20 protein-coding genes are annotated in these 21,019 nt (G+C 34.6%); 7 read left to right on the top strand and 13 right to left on the bottom strand.

The genetic code is table 11. The annotated features are described in order from the left end of the window. Position 1: 1 nt before the first annotated feature. From VP395_RS15000 to mraZ, 11 genes are all read right to left on the bottom strand, one after another. Positions 2-721, bottom strand: coding sequence for a cell division protein FtsQ/DivIB (locus VP395_RS15000; RefSeq protein ID WP_346242843.1), 720 nt, complete (start codon positions 719-721; stop codon positions 2-4). Next, on the bottom strand, positions 711-2,063 hold the full coding sequence (gene murC / locus VP395_RS14995) for a UDP-N-acetylmuramate--L-alanine ligase (RefSeq protein ID WP_346242842.1): 1,353 nt from the start codon (positions 2,061-2,063) through the stop codon (positions 711-713). The genes VP395_RS15000 and murC overlap by 11 nt, the downstream gene beginning before the upstream one ends. Further along, complete coding sequence (murG, locus tag VP395_RS14990) at positions 2,060-3,160, bottom strand: undecaprenyldiphospho-muramoylpentapeptide beta-N-acetylglucosaminyltransferase (RefSeq protein ID WP_346242841.1); 1,101 nt, start codon at positions 3,158-3,160, stop codon at positions 2,060-2,062. The genes murC and murG overlap by 4 nt, the downstream gene beginning before the upstream one ends. Beyond that, positions 3,161-4,354, bottom strand: a complete 1,194-nt coding sequence (locus VP395_RS14985) for an FtsW/RodA/SpoVE family cell cycle protein (protein WP_346242840.1) — start codon at positions 4,352-4,354, stop codon at positions 3,161-3,163. It lies immediately after the preceding gene. 69 nt (positions 4,355-4,423) lie between these two features. Continuing rightward, the gene (gene murD / locus VP395_RS14980) at positions 4,424-5,761 is read right to left on the bottom strand and encodes a UDP-N-acetylmuramoyl-L-alanine--D-glutamate ligase (protein ID WP_346242839.1); all 1,338 of its coding nucleotides are present in this window, start codon (positions 5,759-5,761) and stop codon (positions 4,424-4,426) included. A 49-nt stretch (positions 5,762-5,810) separates the two neighbouring features. Further along, the gene (gene mraY / locus VP395_RS14975; protein ID WP_346242838.1) at positions 5,811-7,052 is read right to left on the bottom strand and encodes a phospho-N-acetylmuramoyl-pentapeptide-transferase; all 1,242 of its coding nucleotides are present in this window, start codon (positions 7,050-7,052) and stop codon (positions 5,811-5,813) included. 64 nt (positions 7,053-7,116) lie between these two features. Next, positions 7,117-8,580 carry a UDP-N-acetylmuramoyl-L-alanyl-D-glutamate--2,6-diaminopimelate ligase gene (locus VP395_RS14970; RefSeq protein WP_346242837.1) on the bottom strand — a complete coding sequence of 488 codons (1,464 nt, stop codon included), beginning with the start codon at positions 8,578-8,580 and terminating at the stop codon, positions 7,117-7,119. After that, positions 8,577-10,538 (bottom strand): penicillin-binding protein, encoded by a 1,962-nt coding sequence (locus VP395_RS14965; RefSeq protein ID WP_346242884.1) that lies wholly within the window; start codon positions 10,536-10,538, stop codon positions 8,577-8,579. Before VP395_RS14965 ends, VP395_RS14970 begins: the two co-directional genes overlap by 4 nt. Positions 10,539-10,601: 63 nt before the next feature. Continuing rightward, positions 10,602-10,919: an FtsL-like putative cell division protein gene (locus VP395_RS14960; protein ID WP_346242836.1), complete on the bottom strand. Its 318-nt coding sequence runs from the start codon at positions 10,917-10,919 to the stop codon at positions 10,602-10,604. A gap of 39 nt (positions 10,920-10,958) precedes the next feature. Then, positions 10,959-11,867, bottom strand: coding sequence for a 16S rRNA (cytosine(1402)-N(4))-methyltransferase RsmH (rsmH, locus tag VP395_RS14955; protein ID WP_346242835.1), 909 nt, complete (start codon positions 11,865-11,867; stop codon positions 10,959-10,961). Continuing rightward, complete coding sequence (mraZ, locus tag VP395_RS14950; protein ID WP_346242834.1) at positions 11,842-12,312, bottom strand: division/cell wall cluster transcriptional repressor MraZ; 471 nt, start codon at positions 12,310-12,312, stop codon at positions 11,842-11,844. The genes rsmH and mraZ overlap by 26 nt, the downstream gene beginning before the upstream one ends. Before the next feature lie 292 nt (positions 12,313-12,604). Between mraZ and VP395_RS14945 the strand changes: the two genes are divergently transcribed. The 3 genes from VP395_RS14945 to VP395_RS14935 all read left to right on the top strand — a co-directional run bounded on the left by VP395_RS14945 (position 12,605) and on the right by VP395_RS14935 (position 14,535). Then, positions 12,605-13,369, top strand: a complete 765-nt coding sequence (locus VP395_RS14945; protein WP_346242833.1) for an alpha/beta fold hydrolase — start codon at positions 12,605-12,607, stop codon at positions 13,367-13,369. Positions 13,370-13,433: 64 nt separating this feature from the next. Beyond that, complete coding sequence (gene yihA, locus VP395_RS14940; RefSeq protein WP_346242832.1) at positions 13,434-14,045, top strand: ribosome biogenesis GTP-binding protein YihA/YsxC; 612 nt, start codon at positions 13,434-13,436, stop codon at positions 14,043-14,045. A gap of 61 nt (positions 14,046-14,106) precedes the next feature. Beyond that, positions 14,107-14,535, top strand: a complete 429-nt coding sequence (locus tag VP395_RS14935) for a hypothetical protein (RefSeq protein WP_346242831.1) — start codon at positions 14,107-14,109, stop codon at positions 14,533-14,535. A 174-nt stretch (positions 14,536-14,709) separates the two neighbouring features. Here the strand turns inward: VP395_RS14935 and VP395_RS14930 are convergent, their stop codons facing one another. Both VP395_RS14930 and VP395_RS14925 read right to left on the bottom strand, forming a co-directional pair. Beyond that, on the bottom strand, positions 14,710-15,804 hold the full coding sequence (locus tag VP395_RS14930; protein WP_346242830.1) for an ABC transporter permease: 1,095 nt from the start codon (positions 15,802-15,804) through the stop codon (positions 14,710-14,712). 7 nt (positions 15,805-15,811) lie between these two features. Then, on the bottom strand, positions 15,812-17,950 hold the full coding sequence (locus tag VP395_RS14925) for a carboxy terminal-processing peptidase (RefSeq protein ID WP_346242883.1): 2,139 nt from the start codon (positions 17,948-17,950) through the stop codon (positions 15,812-15,814). A 176-nt stretch (positions 17,951-18,126) separates the two neighbouring features. Here VP395_RS14925 and surE point away from each other — a divergent pair, with 176 nt between their 5' ends. The 4 genes from surE to VP395_RS14905 all read left to right on the top strand — a co-directional run bounded on the left by surE (position 18,127) and on the right by VP395_RS14905 (position 21,013). Continuing rightward, positions 18,127-18,900: a 5'/3'-nucleotidase SurE gene (surE, locus tag VP395_RS14920; RefSeq protein ID WP_346242829.1), complete on the top strand. Its 774-nt coding sequence runs from the start codon at positions 18,127-18,129 to the stop codon at positions 18,898-18,900. Continuing rightward, complete coding sequence (locus VP395_RS14915) at positions 18,897-19,181, top strand: hypothetical protein (RefSeq protein WP_346242828.1); 285 nt, start codon at positions 18,897-18,899, stop codon at positions 19,179-19,181. The genes surE and VP395_RS14915 overlap by 4 nt, the downstream gene beginning before the upstream one ends. Positions 19,182-19,313: 132 nt before the next feature. Then, positions 19,314-20,429 carry a lipid-A-disaccharide synthase gene (gene lpxB / locus VP395_RS14910; protein ID WP_346242827.1) on the top strand — a complete coding sequence of 372 codons (1,116 nt, stop codon included), beginning with the start codon at positions 19,314-19,316 and terminating at the stop codon, positions 20,427-20,429. After that, positions 20,426-21,013 (top strand): C40 family peptidase, encoded by a 588-nt coding sequence (locus VP395_RS14905; protein WP_346242826.1) that lies wholly within the window; start codon positions 20,426-20,428, stop codon positions 21,011-21,013. Before lpxB ends, VP395_RS14905 begins: the two co-directional genes overlap by 4 nt. Positions 21,014-21,019: the final 6 nt, after the last annotated feature.

The following is a 21,019-nucleotide window of genomic DNA, read 5'->3' as shown; positions in this document are numbered from 1 at the left end:
CTTATATTTTGGTACATACTACTTGGTTCTCAAACTGTAAATTGACTTTACTATAACTATCGAGCGTTTTTTCTTTTAGGTTTTTTTGATAAAACGCTTTTAGGTTGTTAATTTTTTTATCTAAAAATGTCACATTTCCTAATTGCACTAAAAATTGGCATTGTCTAAGTTTTAAATAAATAACCTTATTTATACCTTGATGAATTTCTACAACATGTTTTTTTAAAAATTCATCTTCATTAACTTTACTTGCAACTATATGAATGTTTTTTAAATCATTTTTTTCAACATAACCAGTAACTAGCGGTACTCTAGCAGAAAAATTATTAGACAATGGCATATATAAACCGTCATCATCTATATAATAAGACACATTTGTACTTACTCTTGCAATAGGTGTTTTCTGTTCAATTTCGGCATTAAGCGTACCATTTACAGTAATATACACTTCTGCCTTTTTTATCATGGGGTTAGATTTCAGGGCATTTTCTAACTCATTCAAAACTAAAGTTTCTTTAGGTATATTTTTAAGACCTCTAAAATTTTGTATTAACAATTTACTAACATTTTCATTGGTTATAAACACATTGTTTTCTCCAACAAATTCCACATTGGGTTTAGAGACCAATCTAACTGAATTTCTTGCTGATGCAAAAGCAAACAAAAAGATTACCAAGCCCAGCAATACAAACATCTTTATGTAATTCCAGTTAATTTTCAAGGCTAAATTCTTTTTTAATGTGTTTCACTTCTTCCCCAATATCGCCTGCACCAATTGTTAGCACAATTCTCGCATCACTTTCGTGTATTTTTTGCAACAAATCTGCTTTACTTATTAATTGCTTATTTTTATTAGTCATTTTATTTAATAACCATGCTGAAGTAACCCCTTCCATTGGCAATTCCCTTGCTGGATAAATATCTAATAACAGTACTTCATCAAACTGCGACAAACTTTTTGCAAAATCATCAATAAAATCGCGGGTTCTACTAAATAAGTGTGGTTGAAAAATAGCCAACACTTTTTTACGTGGATACATTTCCCTAACCGCTTGGTGCACCGCATTTATCTCTTCTGGATGATGTGCATAATCATCAATATAAACGAAATTATCTGTTTTAATTTGATAGGTAAATCGGCGCTTTACGCCTTTAAAAGACGCTAATGCTTTGGCGAGCTGCCGGTGAGGGCAACCATATTCTACAGCCATCGCCAAGGCTATTAGTGCATTAGACAGGTTATGTCTACCAGGTAGGTTAAATTGTAAATTTTCAAGCACAGTTTTTGGTGTTTTTACATCAAAAACATAAGTGCCGTTTTCTATTTTTATATTTTGAACCGAATAATCGGAATCATCTTCAATACCGTAAGTAATGCCCTGAATTGGCAAACCGCTTCTAACAAATAATTTTCCGTTGGGCTTTATTTTTTTCGAAAAATCTTCAAATGATTTTATTAATTCTGAAGCATCACCATAAATATCTAAATGGTCTGCATCCATAGAAGTAATGCAGGCTAGATTTGGTGATAAGGTTAGAAATGAACGGTCAAATTCATCAGCTTCCACCACCGAAACTTCAGTACCATTGATAATTAAATTGGAATTATAATTTTCACAAATGCCACCTAAAAAGGCAGTCATAGGCACATTACATTCATTTAACAAATGCCCTAAAATACTCGATGTAGTTGTTTTACCATGTGTACCTGCAACTGCTAAACAAAAGGTACTTTCAGTTATTAAACCTAAGATTTGAGAGCGTTTAAAGATTTGAAAATTATTAGCTTTCAAATATTCAAATTCTAAATGCCCTTGAGGGATTGCCGGCGTATAAACAATCAAAGTTTTTTCTATATTTAAACAGCTTTGAGGAATGTTTTTTACAGCATCTTCAAAATGCACTTCAACACCTAAAGCTACTAAGCTATCTGTAATATCGCTAGGTGTTTTATCATAACCAGCCACCACCTTTCCGTTGGCAACAAAATAGCGTGCCAAAGCACTCATACCAATACCACCAATACCAATAAAATAAACGTTATGTATACTGTTTAAATTCATTTTTTTATTTTTAGAAGCTTTTCAACTTCATCGGCTATTTGATTTGTAGCATTAACCAATGCTAATTTTTTTATGTTTCCACCTAATTTTTTTTGTCTCTCAACTGATGCAATAAGCTGTGAAAATTTATTTTCAAAATCGGCATCTAAATCTTCTTCTTTAATTATCATAGCTGCATCTTTATCTACAATAGCCATGGCGTTTTTAGTTTGATGATCTTCCGCTACATTTGGCGAAGGCACAAAAACAACAGGCTTACCAACAATACAAAGCTCTGAAACAGAGCTAGCTCCAGCTCTTGAAATAATAACATCGGCAGCAGCGTATGCAAAATCCATATTGTTTAAAAACTCGTAAACCTGTACGTTAAGAGTGTTGTTATAAATTTTATACTGACTATAATAAAGCTTCCCACATTGCCAAATAACTTGAACGTTTTGAGTATCTAAAAAATCCAGTTCTTTTTCAATCAACTGATTGATGCGTCTAGAACCTAAACTACCCCCCAAAACTAAAAGCGTATACTTTCCGTGTTTTAAATCGAAAAAGTTTTTGGCTTCAACTGTTTTTGTTTCAACATCCAATAAATCCTTCCGAACCGGATTACCTGTTTTTATTATTTTTTCCTTTGGAAAGAAACGTTCCAACCCATCATAAGCCACACAAATTTTTTGAGCTTTTTTGGCAAGCATTTTATTGGTAATTCCCGGATATGAATTTTGTTCTTGTATTAAATATGGAATTTTATTAGACGCTGCCACCTGTAATAAAGGCCCGCTAGCAAAACCACCTGTCCCAATAGCCACATCTGGTTTGAACGACTTTACGATTTTTCTAGCATTCCAGAGACTACTGATTAACTTAAACGGAAACATTAAGTTTTTCAAAGTTAACTGACGCTGAATTCCTGAAATCCAAAGCCCTTTAATTTCATATCCCGCTTGTGGGACTTTCTCCATTTCCATTCTATCCTTTGCTCCAACAAATAAAAACTCAGCATCTGGAAAACGCGATTTCAACTCGTTTGCAATAGCAATGGCAGGATAGATATGACCTCCCGTTCCACCACCTGATATTATAATTTTATAGTTACTCATTTATAAAGCTTCGCTTAATATTTCTAACGGATTATCTTCTATGTTTTCCTGTTCTTTCATTTCTTCCCGTTTGGCACTTACACTTAATATAATTCCTAACGCTAAACAAGTCATCCAAATAGAGGTTCCTCCACTACTAATTAAGGGCAAGGTTTGCCCAGTAACAGGAAACAGCTCTACAGCGACTGCCATATTTATTAATGCTTGAAACACAATAGGCAAGCCAACCCCCAAAACCAATAATTTCCCAAAAACAGTATCGGATTTTTGGGCTACAATAACAATTCTGAATAATAACCACATATACAGTATCATTATAAAAAAACCACCTACAATACCATACTCTTCTATAATAATGGCAAAAATAAAATCGGATGACGATTGTGGTAAAAAATTCTTCTGGATACTTTTACCTGGGCCTACCCCAAAAATATCGCCCGATGCTATAGCTATTTTAGCTTTTTCAATTTGATAATCGGCTTCGGTATCTTCACCGTTAGAATAATTTTTAATTCGGTTTTCCCAAGTTTCAACCTTCACACTTAATGGGCCATTAGTTAATTTGGCAACCATAACAAAAAGCACTAAACAAATCAACCCTAAGCCTAGAATAACTCCCATATACCGAATAGGATAACCTCCTAAAAAAACTAAGATTAACACCATTAAAAACATAATGGCTGTTGTTGAAAAGTTTGATGGCAGTATAAGTGCTAAAACCAAAAAAACAGGAATCCAAAGTGGCAAAATAGAGCTTTTAAAAGTGATGTCTTTATCTTTTATTTTCGACATGTAGCGGGCTACATACACCATTAATACTACAGAGGCAAAAGTTGATGTTTGAAATGACACACCTACTATAGGTATTTGAATCCATCTACTGGCACTTGCTCCTTCAATAGTAGTACCCTGCAACATAGTAATTCCTAACAAAACCAATACAATAGGAATCATAACTAACGATAAGCCCTTGAAATATCGGTACGGAATTTTATGAACCCCATACATAATACCAAATCCTAATGCCAAGTGCACTAAATGCTTAACAAAAAAGGCAAAAGTATTTCCGCCAACACTTTTGTAGGCCAAATTACTGGCTGCACTATAAACAGGCAAGAACGACACAATTGCTAACAATGCAACTATTGCCCAAATTAACCTATCGCCTTTTATGTTATTAAATAGTGTTTGCACGTTTCTATTTCTAATTTTCTTTTATAATGAGATGCTTCGACGAGCTCAGCATGACAAAAACATAATTTATTATAAGTTCCTTACCGCTTCTTTGAATTGACGGCCTCTATCTTCATAGTTTTCAAACAAATCAAAACTTGCACATGCTGGAGACAGCAAAACATTATCTCCCGCTTCTGCTAACTTGTAAGCTATTTTAACAGCTTCACTCATAAACTGAGTTTCTACAATAACGTCAACCATATTTCCAAAAGCATTTATAAGTTTTTCATTATCTACACCTAAACAAATAATAGCTTTCACTTTCTCGTTAACAAACGGAAATAATTCTTCGTAATTATTACCCTTATCTACACCCCCAACTATCCAAACCGTTGGTGCGTCCATACTTTCTAAGGCATAATAGGTAGCATTTACATTGGTTGCTTTAGAATCGTTTATATACTGCACTTTATTAATTTTTAGCACTTGCTCTAAACGATGTTCTACACCTTGAAAATTCTCAAGACTTTCACGAATGGTTTGCTTTCTTATTTTTAGTAAATGAGCCACAGTAGAAGCAGCCATCGCATTTTTTATATTGTGATTTCCTTCTAACGTTAGACTTGATGTTGGCATAATTATTTGATTGTTATTTATTGTTATTATTATATTTTCTTTATCTAAATACGCACCGTTTTCTATAGTTTTTACCAATGAAAATGGCAATAATGTGGATTGAACTGGATGCTTTTTTAACCAATCTGTTAGAATTTCATCATCAGCATCATAAATCAAATAATCGTCTTTCGTTTGATTTTCTGCAATTCTGAATTTTGAAGCGATATAATTTTCAAATTTGTAATCATATCTATCTAAATGATCGGGTGTAATGTTGGTTATCACTGCTATTTGCGGTTTAAAACCAACAATATCATCTAACTGAAAACTGCTAATCTCTAAAACATAATTCGGGTAATCTTTTTCCAAAATTTGTTTAGCAAAACTATCGCCAATATTACCTGCCAACCCCACTTCTAATTCTTGCTTTAAAAGATGATGCGTTAAGGTTGCTGTGGTTGTTTTACCATTACTTCCCGTAATTCCAACTATGGTTGCTATAGTATATTTCGAAGCAAATTCAATTTCAGAAACTACCAAAACTCCTTTCTGGCGAATCTGCTTTACCAAAGGCGCTTTATCTGGAATTCCAGGGCTTTTCATTACAATGTTAGCATTCAGAATTTTTGCTTCTGTATGGGTTTCATCTTCCCATTCAATCTCATTATGTATAAGAACTTGTTTGTATTTTTCTTTAATTTTTCCCTTATCGGAAACAAAAACATCGTAACCTTTTGCTTTTCCTAAAAGTGCTGTTCCCACACCACTTTCGCCTCCTCCCAATATGACTAATCTTTGTTTTGTCATTTCATTTTCATTTCATAAGATGCTTCGACTGCGCTCAGCATGACAATTTTTATCTAATTTTCAAAGTCACAATTGAAAGGATTGCCAGTAAAATGCCCACTATCCAAAAACGGGTTACAATTTTACTTTCGTGATATCCTGATTTTTGATAATGATGGTGCAATGGCGACATTTTAAAAATGCGCCGACCTTCGCCAAACCTCTTCTTGGTGTATTTAAACCAACTTACCTGCATAACTACCGATAAATTTTCAGCTAAAAAGATGCCACATAACACCGGAATTAACCATTCTTTCCGAACTGCAATAGCAATAACCGCTATAATTCCACCAATAGTCAAACTCCCCGTATCACCCATAAATACTGATGCCGGATAGGTGTTGTACCATAAAAACCCAATAAGAGCACCCACAAATGCAGCGATGTAAATAGTGATTTCTTCCACCCTCGGGATGTACATGATATTGAGATAATCGGAAAAAATGATATTACCCGACACCCATGCAAAAATACCCAAGGTAAGCACCACTATGGCAGATGTTCCTGCCGCCAAACCATCAATGCCATCGGTAAGATTTGCGCCATTTGAAACTGCTGTAATGATGAAAATTGAAATTATTATGAAAATGACCCAACCATAATCTTTTAAACTTGGGCTTATCCAAGTAATGATATCAGCATAATCAAATTCGTTTCCCTTTACAAACGGAATGGTTGTTTTAGTTGATTTTGTTTCTTCTTTAAAAAATTGTGCAGGTGCAACATTTGGATTTTCTGCCACCATTTGCTGACGTACCTCTAAAGGCAACTTCTCCTTTATTGTTGCATATGGACTAAAATACAATGTTGTGCCTACAATAATTCCCAAACCTACTTGTCCCAACACTTTAAAGCGCCCTTTTAACCCTTCTTTATCTTTTTTGAATTTTTTAATATAATCATCAATAAACCCGATGGTTCCCATCCAAAGCGTTGTAACAATTAGCAATACGATATAAACATTGCTTAACTTAGCTAATAGAAATACAGGAATTAGCGTAGCTAGAATGATAATTATACCACCCATGGTTGGTGTTCCTGCTTTTTCACTTTGTCCTTCTAATCCTAAATCCCTAATGGTTTCTCCTACTTGCTGCTTTTGCAAAAACCGAATGATACGTTTTCCGTAAATAGTAGAGATTAACAATGATAAAATCATAGCTGATGCTGCTCTAAAGGTTATAAAGCCAAAAAGAGATGCTCCAGGAATTTGGAATTGTTTTTCTAAATAATCAAATAGGTAATACAGCATTTGGTTATTGTTTATTGTTATTGTTTATTAAAACCTCTCGACTGCGCTCGAGGTGACAACTTTTTTATTTACTTAATTGGTTTAAAAAATCTTGTACTATTTTAAAATCATCAAAATCAAAACGTTCGCCTTTTATTTCTTGATAAGTCTCGTGCCCTTTTCCTGCAATCAAAATAATATCATTTGGCTGCGCCATTTGGCAGGCTGTTTTTATAGCCTGAAGTCTATCAATAATAGTTATTGTTTTTTTATAGTTTTGAGGCTCTACCCCTTTTTCAATATCTTTTAAAATTGCTTCCGGCTCTTCACTTCGTGGGTTATCACTAGTAAAAATCACTTTGGTACTTAAAGCCGTTGCTATATGTCCCATTTTAGGCCGTTTGGTTTTATCTCTATCGCCCCCACAACCTACAACTGTTATTAACTCTTCGTTTTTAGTACGGATACTGTTAATAGTTTCTAAGACATTTTGAAGAGCATCAGGCGTATGTGCATAATCAACAATAGCGGTAATTTTTTTATTTGAAATAACATACTGAAACCTTCCGCTTACACTTTCCAATTCGCTTATTAAACGCAGAATCTCTACCTTTTCAAGACCTAACAATTCCGCAGTAGCATAGATTGCCAAAATATTGTAAGCATTGAAATTCCCTACAAGTCGCGTCCATACTTCGGCATCATTTATCTTCAACAATAAACCACCAAATTGGTTTTCTAAAATTTGAGATTTATAATCTGCATAGCTTTTTAAAGCATAGTTGTATTTTCGTGCTTTGGTATTCTGCAACATAACCAAACCATTCTTATCGTCTATATTTACTAGCGCGAATGCTTTTTCTGGAAGGGCATCAAAAAATGATTTTTTTACATCACGATATTCGGCAAATGTGTTGTGATAATCTAAATGATCGTGTGTTAAATTGGTAAAAATACCACCTTCAAAACGCAAACCTTCTGTTCTAGATTGGTGAATACCATGAGAACTCACTTCCATAAAGCAAAACTCAACGCCTTCTGCGTTCATCAATTTCAAATACTTATTAATAGCTAAAGAATCGGGTGTGGTATGGGTTGCCTTATATTCTTTAGTATCAACCATAATTTTCACAGTAGACAATAAACCTACTTTATACCCTGCTTTTTTGAATAATTGATACAGCAAACTGGCAACTGTAGTTTTTCCGTTGGTTCCTGTAATACCAACCAACTTTAAATTCTCTGATGGGTTTTCATAATAATTTGAAGCCATTATTGCCAAAGCTTTACTGGTATTATCTACCTCAACATAGGTAACTCCATCACTTAATTTTTCAGGCAAGACTTCACAAACCACAGCAACCGCCCCTTGTTTTATAGCTAAATCGATAAACTTATGACCATCTGAAACACTTCCTTTAATAGCAACAAACACATAACCACTCTTAATGTTCCTAGAGTCGAAATCTATAGCAGTTACACCAACACCAGTAGAACCTGCTACAGCGTTAATAGTGACCTTATACAATATGTCCTTTAATGTTATCATGAAGCGGATAAAATGACGACTTGATTGTTCTTTAGCTTTATATTTTGTTCGATGGATTGTTTTTTAACAATACCATTTCCTTCTAATTTTACTTTAACTTTCACCTGCATATTTTCCAATAGCGCCAAAGCATCCATAGCAGGCAAACCAACCACATTTGGCATAATAGTTTTGTATGTTTGCGCGGTTTTATAAAAATTTTCATATTCTGTTTCTACCGAAGCTACCCTAACATTTAATGATTTTACCTCGTCTGTAATGGGTGTATCGGTAAATATTTTTTGAGCTATTTTTTTGAATACAGGACCCGATACATCGGCACCATAATACCCAACACTTTTATCGGGTTCATGAACTACCACAATACATGAATATTTTGGATTTTCAGCAGGAAAATAACCCGCAAACGATGAGATATAACTCAACTTATCTTTGTTGGCATAATCTTTTTGACAGGTACCTGTTTTTCCTGCCATAGAGAAGTTTTCAGAATACAACCTGTGCCCTGTTCCGTGTCTTTTGTCAACTACATTTTTAAGTAATTGTTTTACTTTTAAAACCGTTTCTTTTGAACAAATTTGCTTATTTATCACTTCCTTTTTAAATGGCACTACCACATCGTCAAACTCTTTTACCTCTCTTAAAAATTGAGGCCTTACCATTTCGCCATCATTAGCAATAGCATTATAAAACGTTAGTGTTTGAAGCGGAGTAAACGATACGCCATAACCATAAGCCATCCACTGTAAAGCAATACCACTCCAACGTCCATTTTTTATTCTTGGATCTGGAATAACAGGTTTTGGCTCACCGATAATGGGAAGATCTAAACCTTTGTTAAGATTCATAGCATACAACCTATCTACAAATTTGCTAGGTGTTTTTCCGTAGGCTTTATCAATGGCCTTTACAATAGCTGTATTTGACGATACTTCAAACGCTTTAGATACCGTAATTTTACCATAACCACCATGATGCGAATCTCGAACCGATTTTCCGTAGAATTTTATAACGCCATTTTCGGTATCAACCACATCGCTGGTATCAATAACTTTGTCTTCAATACCTGCCGTCAAAGCCATTAATTTAAATGTAGAACCAGATTCGTGCGATTCTCCAACTGCATAATTTAAACGCTCGTAATAATAGCCATCATTGTTTCTTCCTAAGTTTGAAATGGCACGAACTTCACCTGTTTTAGTTTCCATTACTATCACACAGCCATGGTCTGCTTTGTATTTTTCCAATTGCTCCAAAAGTGCGTGGTGTGCAATATCTTGAATATTCACATCAATGGTTGTATAAACATCATAGCCGTTTTTAGGATCAATTTCATTGGCATCGTTCAAGGGTTTCCATTGCCCTTTGCCAATTTGTTGTTTTTTTCGTTGCCCATCTACACCTCTTAAATATTTCACCCCAAAAGCACCGTCAATACCTGGTCTTGTTACATTGCCATTTTCATCAATACGTTCATAACCAATGGTTCGCTGAGCAATACCCCCCATAGGATGCTCACGCTTTGTGGTTTGCTCTACAATTAGCCCGCCTTTAAAAGCACCTAATTGCAATAATGGAAAATTGCGTAACCGGATATAATCAGAATAGCCTACATTTCTAGCAATTAAATAGTACCTGTTTTTATTGGCTCGCGCTTTTCTAATCTCATTCTGATAATAACTAGATGGTTTACCTGAGTATTTTGAAAGCGAATCGCTTAAAGGCCTTACATTTTTTTCAAAAGTTTTTGAACTTGACGTTATTGCATCTAACCTTATATCATATTTAGGAATGGATGTAGCCAACAAATTTCCTTTTACAGAATACACATTACCCCTATTAGCAGGAATCACAACATTTTTTATAACACGTTCGCTAGCCAAAGCTCTATATTTATCGCCTTGAAAGAATTGAACACTAACCAATTTAAACACTACGGCAAGCCCAAAGACGAACATACATCCTGCTACAAAATACAATCGGTTTAATATGCTTTTCTCGTTTATCACTAAGTTTTTGCCTTATTTTTGAGATTTTACTTTTATCTTTTTTGGCGGAATTACCGATGGCGCTATGTCTTTTTCTTTCATAACATCCATCACATTCGATTCCATTTTTAATTTCATTAGTTTGGAACGCCCATCTATAAAGGCCGAACGCATTTCGCTTACCTCATTCTTTAATCGTGCTATTTCATAAACTTTTTTATCTGCACTGTGCGAACTCGCAATCATTATTATAGCTAAAGCCGAAATAAATATGATAAACCTCCAATTTTTAAAAGAGTCATCACTTACCAAAAAAGTGCCTTTTAATATTTTATAGATGTTTGTTTTCATAGTTAAACTTCGGCTTCAACTCCGATTAGTCACTTCTAATTATATTTTTTCGGCAATTCTAAGCTTTGCACTTCTTGCCCTACTGTTTATTTTTATTTCTTCTTTTGAAGGCACTGTTAAACCATTTACTTTTTTAAGTGGCACTTCAAAATTCCCATACATATCGCGTTCTGGCTCCCCTTCAAACATGCCGTTTCTAATAAAACGTTTTACCAATCTATCTTCTAGGGAGTGATACGATATCAAACTCAATCGACCACCTTCATTTAAAATCTCTGGCGTTTGCTCTAAAAATTCTTTTAAAGCTTCAATTTCCTGATTCACTTCAATACGTATGGCCTGATAAATTTGAGCCAACACTTTGTTTTCATGTCGTGGTGGCAAAAACTTTTTCAACACAGCCTTCAATTCTTCGCTCGTAACTATGGGCTGCACCTCACGTTGTTCCACAATTAATCTTGCCATGGCAGGAGCTGCTCGCAATTCACCATATTGCAAAAACACCTGCCTCAACTGCTCTTCTTCATATTTGTTTACAACCTGAAAAGCAGATAGTGTATTTTGTTGATTCATCCGCATATCTAAATCAGCCTCAAAACGCGTTGAAAAACCACGTTCCGCCACATCAAATTGATGGGACGACACGCCAAAATCTGCCAAAACCCCATCTACTTTCTTCACACCATAAAACCTTAAAAAACGTTTTATATAACGAAAGTTTTCATTTATAAACGTAAACCTAGAATCGTCAATCGCATTTTCAAGAGCGTCCTGATCTTGATCGAAAGCAAACAGTTTTCCTTTTTCTCCAAGTCGTTTCAATATTTCTTTACTGTGCCCACCACCACCAAACGTAACATCTACATACACCCCGTCCGGTTTAATATTCAACCCATCAACGGTTTCTTTTAACAATACGGGGTTATGATATTCCATGACCTTCTTCATCTTGCCCCATGACTTCTTCAGCTAAATCTGCAAAATCTATTGCCGCATCGTCAATGGCTTGTTCATATAAATCTTTATCCCAAATTTCAATAATGTTAATGGCAGAAGCCACCACGATATCCTTTGAAATATTAGCAAACACCGTTAAATCTTTAGGAATCAATAAGCGCCCGTTCACATCTACCTCAACCATTTTAACACCCGCTGTAAACCGACGAATAAAATCATTGTTCTTTTTATTGAACCTGTTCAGCTTATTCATTTTCTGCATAAGTACTTGCCATTCGCTCATGGGATACAACTCCAAACACTTTTGAAACACCGAACGACGCAACACAAACCCATCTGGTAAAACCGAAGACAGTTGCTTTTTTAGCGGAGAAGGCATCATCAACCTACCTTTAGCATCCACTTTACAATCGTATGTTCCTGTTAATAAGTCCAATGTGCTTTGTGAGCTTTTTTGCGTTTAAGTTTCAAATATATTGAAAATTTTACCACTTTTTACCACTTTATACCACTTTGTTAATAATTTTTCGACTAAACACAATTTATTAATGCTTTTAAACAGCAACTATACCCACTACCACTTAGTATCAATAGGTTAAACATCACTTTTTAACAACACAGCAATTGTTAACATCTTCATTTTGAAATATTATTTTTGAAAATCAATAAAATGATTGAAATATGAATGAAATAACTATATTTGTTTTTAAAGCAATGACAACTGATTAATGACGCATCGTTTAAAAAAAGAAAAAAATTACAGCTACATTGAAGCTGGTGAAGGCACCCCAATTATAGTATTACACGGACTAATGGGCGGTTTAAGTAATTTTGATTCGGTAATTAAATACTTTAGCCAAAAAGGGTATAAAGTTATCATTCCCGAGCTGCCAATTTACACCATGTCTTTACTAAAAACCAACGTAAAAAGTTTCGCCAAATACTTATACGATTTTATAGAATTCAAGGGTTACGATGAAGTTATTTTATTAGGAAATTCGTTAGGCGGTCACATTGGTTTATATCATACAAAACAATACCCCACCAAAATAAAAGCATTAATTATAACTGGTAGTTCTGGTCTTTATGAAAGTGCCATGGGTGGCGGCTATACCAAACGTAGTGATTATGAAGTTATCAAAAAGAAAGCACAAGATGTTTTTTACGACCCGTCTGTTGCTACTAAAGCTATTGTAGATGAAGTTTACGAAACCGTAAACGACCGCAACAAGCTTATAAAAACATTGGCCATTGCTAAAAGTGCCATTCGGCATAATATGGCGAAAGATTTACCAAAAATGAACCTTCCCACCTGTATTATTTGGGGAAGAAATGACAATGTAACACCTCCAGAGGTTGCTGTAGAATTTGACAGCCTTTTACCCGATTCTGAACTGTTTTGGATTGACAAATGTGGGCATGCCGCTATGATGGAACACCCAGACGAGTTTAACCAAATTCTTGACACTTGGTTACAAAAAAGAAATCTTTAATTAAATTCTAAAATCCTAACGGCTCTAAGAATCTAATATATCTAAAAAACATAAACCTAAGTAGATGCACATAAAATCGGCTGAATTTGTAATGAGCAATTCCGATGTGACTAAATGTCCCAAAGGATTACTGCCCGAATACGCATTTATAGGCAGAAGTAACGTAGGTAAATCGTCGCTTATAAACATGCTAACCAGCCGAAAAAGCTTAGCAAAAACATCAGGTAGACCTGGAAAAACACAACTTATCAATCATTTTTTAATTAATAAAAATTGGCACCTGGTAGATTTACCGGGTTACGGTTATGCACGTGTTTCTAAAAACGCCAAAAAAACGTTTCAAAAATTTATTACACAATATTTTGGTTTGAGGGAGCAGCTCGTAACCGCTTTTGTTTTAGTTGACATTAGACACGACCCACAACCCATCGACTTAGAGTTTATGCAATGGTTGGGCGAAAACGGCATCCCATTTTCTATTATTTTCACGAAAGCTGACAAACTAAAACCCAATGCCATTTTAAGAGATGTTGAAGCCTACAAAAACGTGCTTTTAGAAACTTGGGAAACTATGCCCAATTACTTTATTACATCATCGAGCAACGAAACTGGAAAAGATGAGGTTTTAAATTATATTGATGAGTTAAATGACAATATGCAATTGGATTCAATTTAAAATTTTCATCCTCTAATGATTTTGTTTAAAAAAAAAAAATCAATAACAAAAATTAACAAAAATGAAAACCTCAAATTTTAAACTACTTACAATTTTTACTGCAATGGTAATATTTATTGGAACATTTTCATCTTGTTCAGATGACGATGGACCAACTGCGAATATAACTGTTAACGAAGGTCCATCTGGAGATATTGGTGGTGATTTTACTGGGAACGGTGGAAATGCGTCCCGAACAATTAATTGGACTAACAATTTGGCAACGGCTGACTATAATGCTGACATAACTGCTACCGCAACTGGAACATTTAATATTGTAGTTACTGATTCTGAAGGAACTGTAGTACTTGACAAAACTCTGAACGGAGGAACTGAACCTGACAGTATTGACGGAGTTACTCAATCTGGAGAACCTGGAAATTGGACTGTTACTATTACGATTACTTCATTCAATGGAGATGGAAGTTATTCTTTAAGCGCTGGAAACTAATAGCAACTTGACAAATAAATTATTGGAAAGGCTGTCTGACATTGATAGCCTTTTCTGTTTAAAAATAAATAAAAACTAAAGGTAACACAGGCCCTATGAAAAGCACTAACCTAGTTCTCCAAAGTTAATATTTATTTTTTAATATCTCATAATGTTAGCTAATAACAAAACACACTACCCCTTCACATCCAAGGCATCTCGCAACGCATTACCAATAAGCATAAAAGCCATTACTAAACTCATAATGCAAAGTCCCGGTATGATGGCTAAATAAGATTTTCCAAGAATGATGTAATTGTAGTGGTCTTTTATCATAGCGCCCCAACTTGCCATAGGTGGCTGTGCACCAATCCCCAAGAAACTAAGTCCGCTTTCAATTAAAATAGCCGCAGCAAAATTAGCGGCCGAAATTACAATAACAGGCGCCATAATATTGGGCAAAATATGTTTGGTAATTATTCTAAAATCGTTATACCCCAAAGCACGTGCCGCTGTTACGTATTGCATTTCTTTGGCGCTTATTATTTGCCCACGAACTACTCTCGCTACCTCAACCCACATGGTAAGCCCCACTGCAATAAATACTTGCCAGAAACCTTTACCTAAAGCCAAAGTAATGGCAATTACCAATAATAAAGTTGGAATAGACCACGTTACGTTTATAACCCACATAATTATGGCATCTACTTTACCTCCAAAATACCCAGCAACACTACCCATAAATACACCAATAATCAAGGATATAAAAACCGCCACAAATCCAATAAAAAATGATATTCTGGCACCTACTAAAACACGACTCAACAAATCACGACCATATTTATCGGTACCAAAAAGAAATGTTTTTTCTTTAACAAAAGTTTCAACTGAATTATTTGGGAACTCAGTTATTTGTATTGATTTTTCAACACCTTCCAACCCATCGGATGCGTATTCTTTATAGGTTAATGTGTTGCCTTCAACTTTATATTCAGAAATAGGAATCTCTGTATCGGCATTTTTCTTCCCAAAAAACAATTTATCAAAACTACTTTGATTGGTTTCTAACTGCGATGGCATAGTAAGCATACTTACTTGAAACCCCGGCCTTTTGGAATGAATAGCCAAATGCATTTGATTCGCATGTTGCGAACTGTCGGGTGCAAAAACATAAGCAAACACCGAAATTAACCCAACAAGCATTACAAAACAAAAACTAAAAACGCCCCAAAAGTTCCTTTTAAACTTTTGGAGCGCCAATTGTTTTAATGAGTTTGATTTATGACTCATACAGCACTTAACTTTTTGTTGTAGATGCTACTTTTTTAATAGGATACGCTGTTTTTAAATCTTCCAAAACGTTGATAGCCTCTTCAATATATATATCATGACTTAAACTTTCGTGCCAACGGGTACGTTTTTCCTTTAAATCGGTGGTATCATTATTAAAAAGCGATTTTTCGTATTTTGTAGAATCGAAGGTTAAATTGGTTTTATAATTAGTTAAGGCATCAAATCGTTTTGCTTCCTCTTCATTCAACTCCAACCCTGCTTTATATTTTTTATAATTTAATGACACAATCGTTTCATCAATTTTACTTTTTACCCATTTAGCATTATCTTCAATAAGTTTTAACTGTTGGTTTTGGTTCATGCGCACTTTACTTTTCTTAATGGTTGCATCATAATCAAAATAGTTTTCCCATGGCGTATAGTCCGCTGCATCAATTTCATCCCACGGTAACGGGTTTTCTTTGTCTTTTTCACCAACTTCAATAAAACTAAAACGCCCCGGTACATTCACGTCACTTTTAACACCTTCTAACTGTACAGATCCACCATTAATTCTATAATACTTTTGGGTGGTTAATGCCAAGGCTCCTAAATCGCCACTGGTATTATTTCTAAGCATATTGTTAAGATTGATAACATTTTGTACTGTACCTTTTCCATAGGTTTGCTTGCCACCAATAATTATGGCACGCTTATAATCTTGCATGGCAGCAGCCATAATTTCGGAAGCAGAAGCCGATATTTCGTTTACCAAAACAACCAATGGGCCATCCCAAGAGATTGATTTATCTTTATCCCGTAACACTTCTTTAGCTTCACCTGTAGAACGTACTTGTACGATAGGTCCCTCTTTAATAAACAAACCTGCCATATCTACTACTGTTGGCAAAGACCCTCCTCCATTATTTCGCAAATCTAATATTAAACCTTGGATACCATCTGCTTTTAAACGCTCAATTTCCGCTTTAACATCTTTAGCTGCATTTATATTTTTATAGTCTTGAAAATCAACATAAAACGACGGCAAATCAATTATTCCAAAAGTCATATTATCCTTTTTAACAACCGATGATTTAGCGTAAGTTTCCTCTAATTCGACCACATCTCTGGTTATAACCACATCTCTAATAGTACCGTCAACCTTTTTAATTGTCAATGTTACTTTGGTGCCTTTTGGTCCTTTAATGTATTTTATGGCATCATTAATACGCATCCCAACAATATTTACTGGAAATGCTTCGTCTTCTTGTTTTACTTTTAAAATAACATCTTCAACTTCTAATTCTTTACTTCTCCAAGCAGGGCCTCCTGAAATTAATTCCACAATTTTTATATAGTCCATTCTTTTTTGTAGTCTAGCTCCAATACCTTCTAACTTACCAGACATACGCTGGTCGAAATCTTCCTTATTTCTTGGTGCTAAATAATACGTATGTGGGTCGAACTCTTCTACAATGGTGTTTACATAAATAGCAAACCAATCTTCACGTTCTAAATCATCAATATTATCATTGAAATACACATTAATCGATTTTAAAGTAGATTCACGGGCTTCCTTTTCAATCTCTTTATCGGTTTTCATAACATATGAAGGGTCATTTTTTTTAGCCAACTCTTCTTGTGCTAACAAATCATCGTAGTTTGAAAGTGTAGAAAACTTAAGTTGTAGTCTCCAACGTTCTTTTAGTTCTTTTCTGTTTTTTACAAAGCCACTATTCTCGTAATCGGTATTGAAAGTTTCATCCGTTGAATAATCAAAAGGCTCCGATAGCACTTCTTTATAAATCTCTTTAGCTTCTTCAATACGTTTTAGCATACGTTCGTGCACCACATTAAAAAAGGTGATATCGGTTGCTTTAAGCTGGTCGTCTATTGTTAATTTATATTTTTCAAAATCCTTATAATCAGATTCATAGAAATAGCGTTTCACTGGATCTATTATTTCTAAATAATCTTTAAATAATTCTGCCGAAAACGTATCATCTAAAACAATCGGATCAAAATGTCCTTGTTCTAATACAAATGTAATTACCTGAATTAGCAATTTATCTTTATCTGGATTGCTGAATTTTTTGGTTGTAAAACTGCACGATGCAAAGGCTAGCAATAATGATAATAATAGTACTTTATAATTCCTTTTCATAATTGTTCTCATTCGGTTAATATTCAATGGCTCAAACAATGCCCTTCATTTTTTTACTAAAATAAAGAAAAAACCATGCCAATACTGGCAATCGCTACTAATTTTTTGTTAAACTGAATAAATAACCCATTTCCTTAGGAATTTATGTATTTTAGCGATACTTTTTTTAGTAAGAAATGACAAAAAAACCACTTATATTAGTTACTAACGACGATGGCATAAACGCACCGGGTATTAGAACTTTAATTACTATAATGAATACCATTGGTGATGTAGTAGTGGTGGCACCCGATAGTCCACAAAGCGGCATGGGGCACGCCATTACATTAGATTCAACACTGTATGTTGAACAGGTTTTTATTGACGATGGCCCACAAACAGAATACAGTTGCTCGGGTACCCCTGCCGATTGTGTGAAATTGGCCATTAGAGAAAAACTTTCTAGAAAACCAGATATTTGTGTGTCGGGAATCAACCATGGTTCTAATTCATCTATAAACGTGATATATTCTGGCACGATGAGTGCCGCAATTGAAGCGGGTATTGAAGGAATTCCTGCTGTCGGCTTTTCACTATTAGATTATACTTGGAGCGCTAATTTTGAAGCTACTAAAGACTTTGTTAAAACCATTGCAGAAAATGTTCTAAGACAAGGAATACCTAATGGCATTGTACTAAATGTTAACATTCCAAACATTTCAAAAGAACAGATTAAAGGCATAAAAATTTGCAGGCAAGCCAAAGCAAATTGGGTGGAAGAATTCGACAAACGTAAAACACCACAAGGACGCGATTATTATTGGCTTACAGGAAAATTTGTTAATTTAGATGGTGGTGAAGACACAGACGAGTGGGCTTTGGAAAATGGCTATGTCTCTGTTGTGCCTATTCAGTTTGATTTAACGGCACATCATTACATTCAAACTTTAAATACTTGGAATTTAAAATGATTAAAAAAGATATTTTTATAGGCATGCTTATCGGCTTAGTTGCAAATGGCATTGGCTTATTTGCAATCGCCACACTTTTAGGACAAGGTGATGACTTTATAACCGTAACAAAAGCAGCTGCTAGCGAAGGTTTTTTAGGCAAGCTTATTAGTTTAGGTGCTGTTTTAAATTTAGTTGCCTTTTTTGTTTTTATTAGAAAGCGACAAGATTATCGTGCGCGTGGGGTTTTATTAATAACCATTTTTATAGCTATTTTTACCTTTGTATTTAAGTTGTTTTAATTATTACTTGTCTCCTCGAGCATTATCGGAAATAAAAATATATTTTATTTGAGGATAAAAGCGCAGCTTGCGAGAGGTTTTTTAGTGCGTTTTAAAAATAAGTCTCGACTGCGCCCGAACTAACAATAAAAAATGAAATACTACATTATAGCTGGAGAAGCATCTGGTGATTTACATGGCTCGAACCTAATGAAAGCATTACTAAATGAAGATGTACATGCTAATTTTAGGTTTTGGGGAGGAGACCTCATGCAAGCTATTGGCGGCACTTTAGTAAAACATTACAAAGAGCGGGCTTTTATGGGTTTTGCAGAAGTAATCATGAACCTATCTGCAATTTTTAAAGATATTTCATTATGTAAAAACGACATTCAAGCCTTTCAACCCGATGTTATTATTTTTATTGACAATTCAGGATTTAATTTACGCATAGCGAAATGGGCAAAACAAGCAGGTTTTACAACTAATTATTATATCTCACCACAAGTTTGGGCATCAAGAGCTGCTAGGGTAAAGGCCATAAAACGCGATATTGATGCTATGTATGTGATATTGCCTTTTGTTGAAGCTTTTTATAAAAAATACGATTACAAAGTAACATTTGTTGGACATCCATTAATTGATGCTATTGCCAACAGAACGCAAGTTGGCCTATATAAATTTAGGGAAGAAAACGGACTAACCGACAAACCCATTATTGCCTTGCTGCCCGGTAGCCGAAAACAAGAAATAAAGAACATGCTTTCTGTAATGCTTAGTTTGGTTGATGATTTTCCCAATTATCAGTTTGTAATTGCAGGTGCGCCTAGTCAAGATTACAGTTTTTACGAGCCTTTTATAAAATCAAATAACGTAAAATTTATTTCAAACAAAACGTACGATTTATTGAGTATTTCGTATGCTGCCTTAGTAACCTCGGGAACCGCCACTTTAGAAACTGCCTTATTTAAAATACCGCAAGTGGTTTGCTATAAAGGAAGTGCCATCTCATACCAAATTGCAAAACGTATTGTAACTTTGAAGTTTATTTCGTTGGTTAATTTAATTATGGACAAAGAAGTTGTTACAGAACTTATTCAAAATAATTTCAATAAAAAACGATTAAAAAAAGAACTCAAAATAATTTTAGATGAAAAAGAGCGTTCCAAAATCTTTATCAATTATTACGAATTGGAAAAAGCTCTTGGCGGTAAAGGAGCCAGCGAAAAAACGGCCAAATTAATTTATAAATCTATTAGCACTTCATGATGTTTTTAAAAAACACAACAACCATATTACTTATAATAACGATTTGTTTTACCAGTTGCAAATCTTCAAAAGGCATTGTAGTAAAAAAAGGAACGTCTTCTAAAACCATTATACCCAAACGGACAATGAGTGACGCCACTCATGCTGAACCTAAAAATTCAAACATAAAAACGGAAGCTAACGAAAATCACTCCAACAACTCAAAAGCATTTGATATTATAGACTACGCAAAACAATTTAGTGGAGTAAAATACAAATTTGGTGGTGCTACTAGAGACGGAATGGATTGTTCTGGATTGGTTTTTGAATCATTCAGAGCCTTCGATATTATTTTACCAAGGATTTCAAGAGATATGGCAAAACAAGGCGAAAAAATCTCCTTAAAAAACACTCAAGAAGGCGATTTGCTTTTTTTCAGAACCATTAACAGAAGAAACGATATTAGCCATGTTGGGTTAGTAGTTACATCTGAAAATGGTGAAATTGAATTTATTCATTCAACTACAAACGCTGGTGTTATTATCTCTAAACTATCAGAAAGATACTGGGACAATGCCTTTGTTGAGGCACGTAGAATATTATAAGATATT

Source organism: Mariniflexile soesokkakense, assembly GCF_039650365.1.
GTDB classification, from domain to species: domain Bacteria; phylum Bacteroidota; class Bacteroidia; order Flavobacteriales; family Flavobacteriaceae; genus Mariniflexile; species Mariniflexile soesokkakense.
This window is presented reverse-complemented; position numbering and strand designations above follow the sequence as displayed.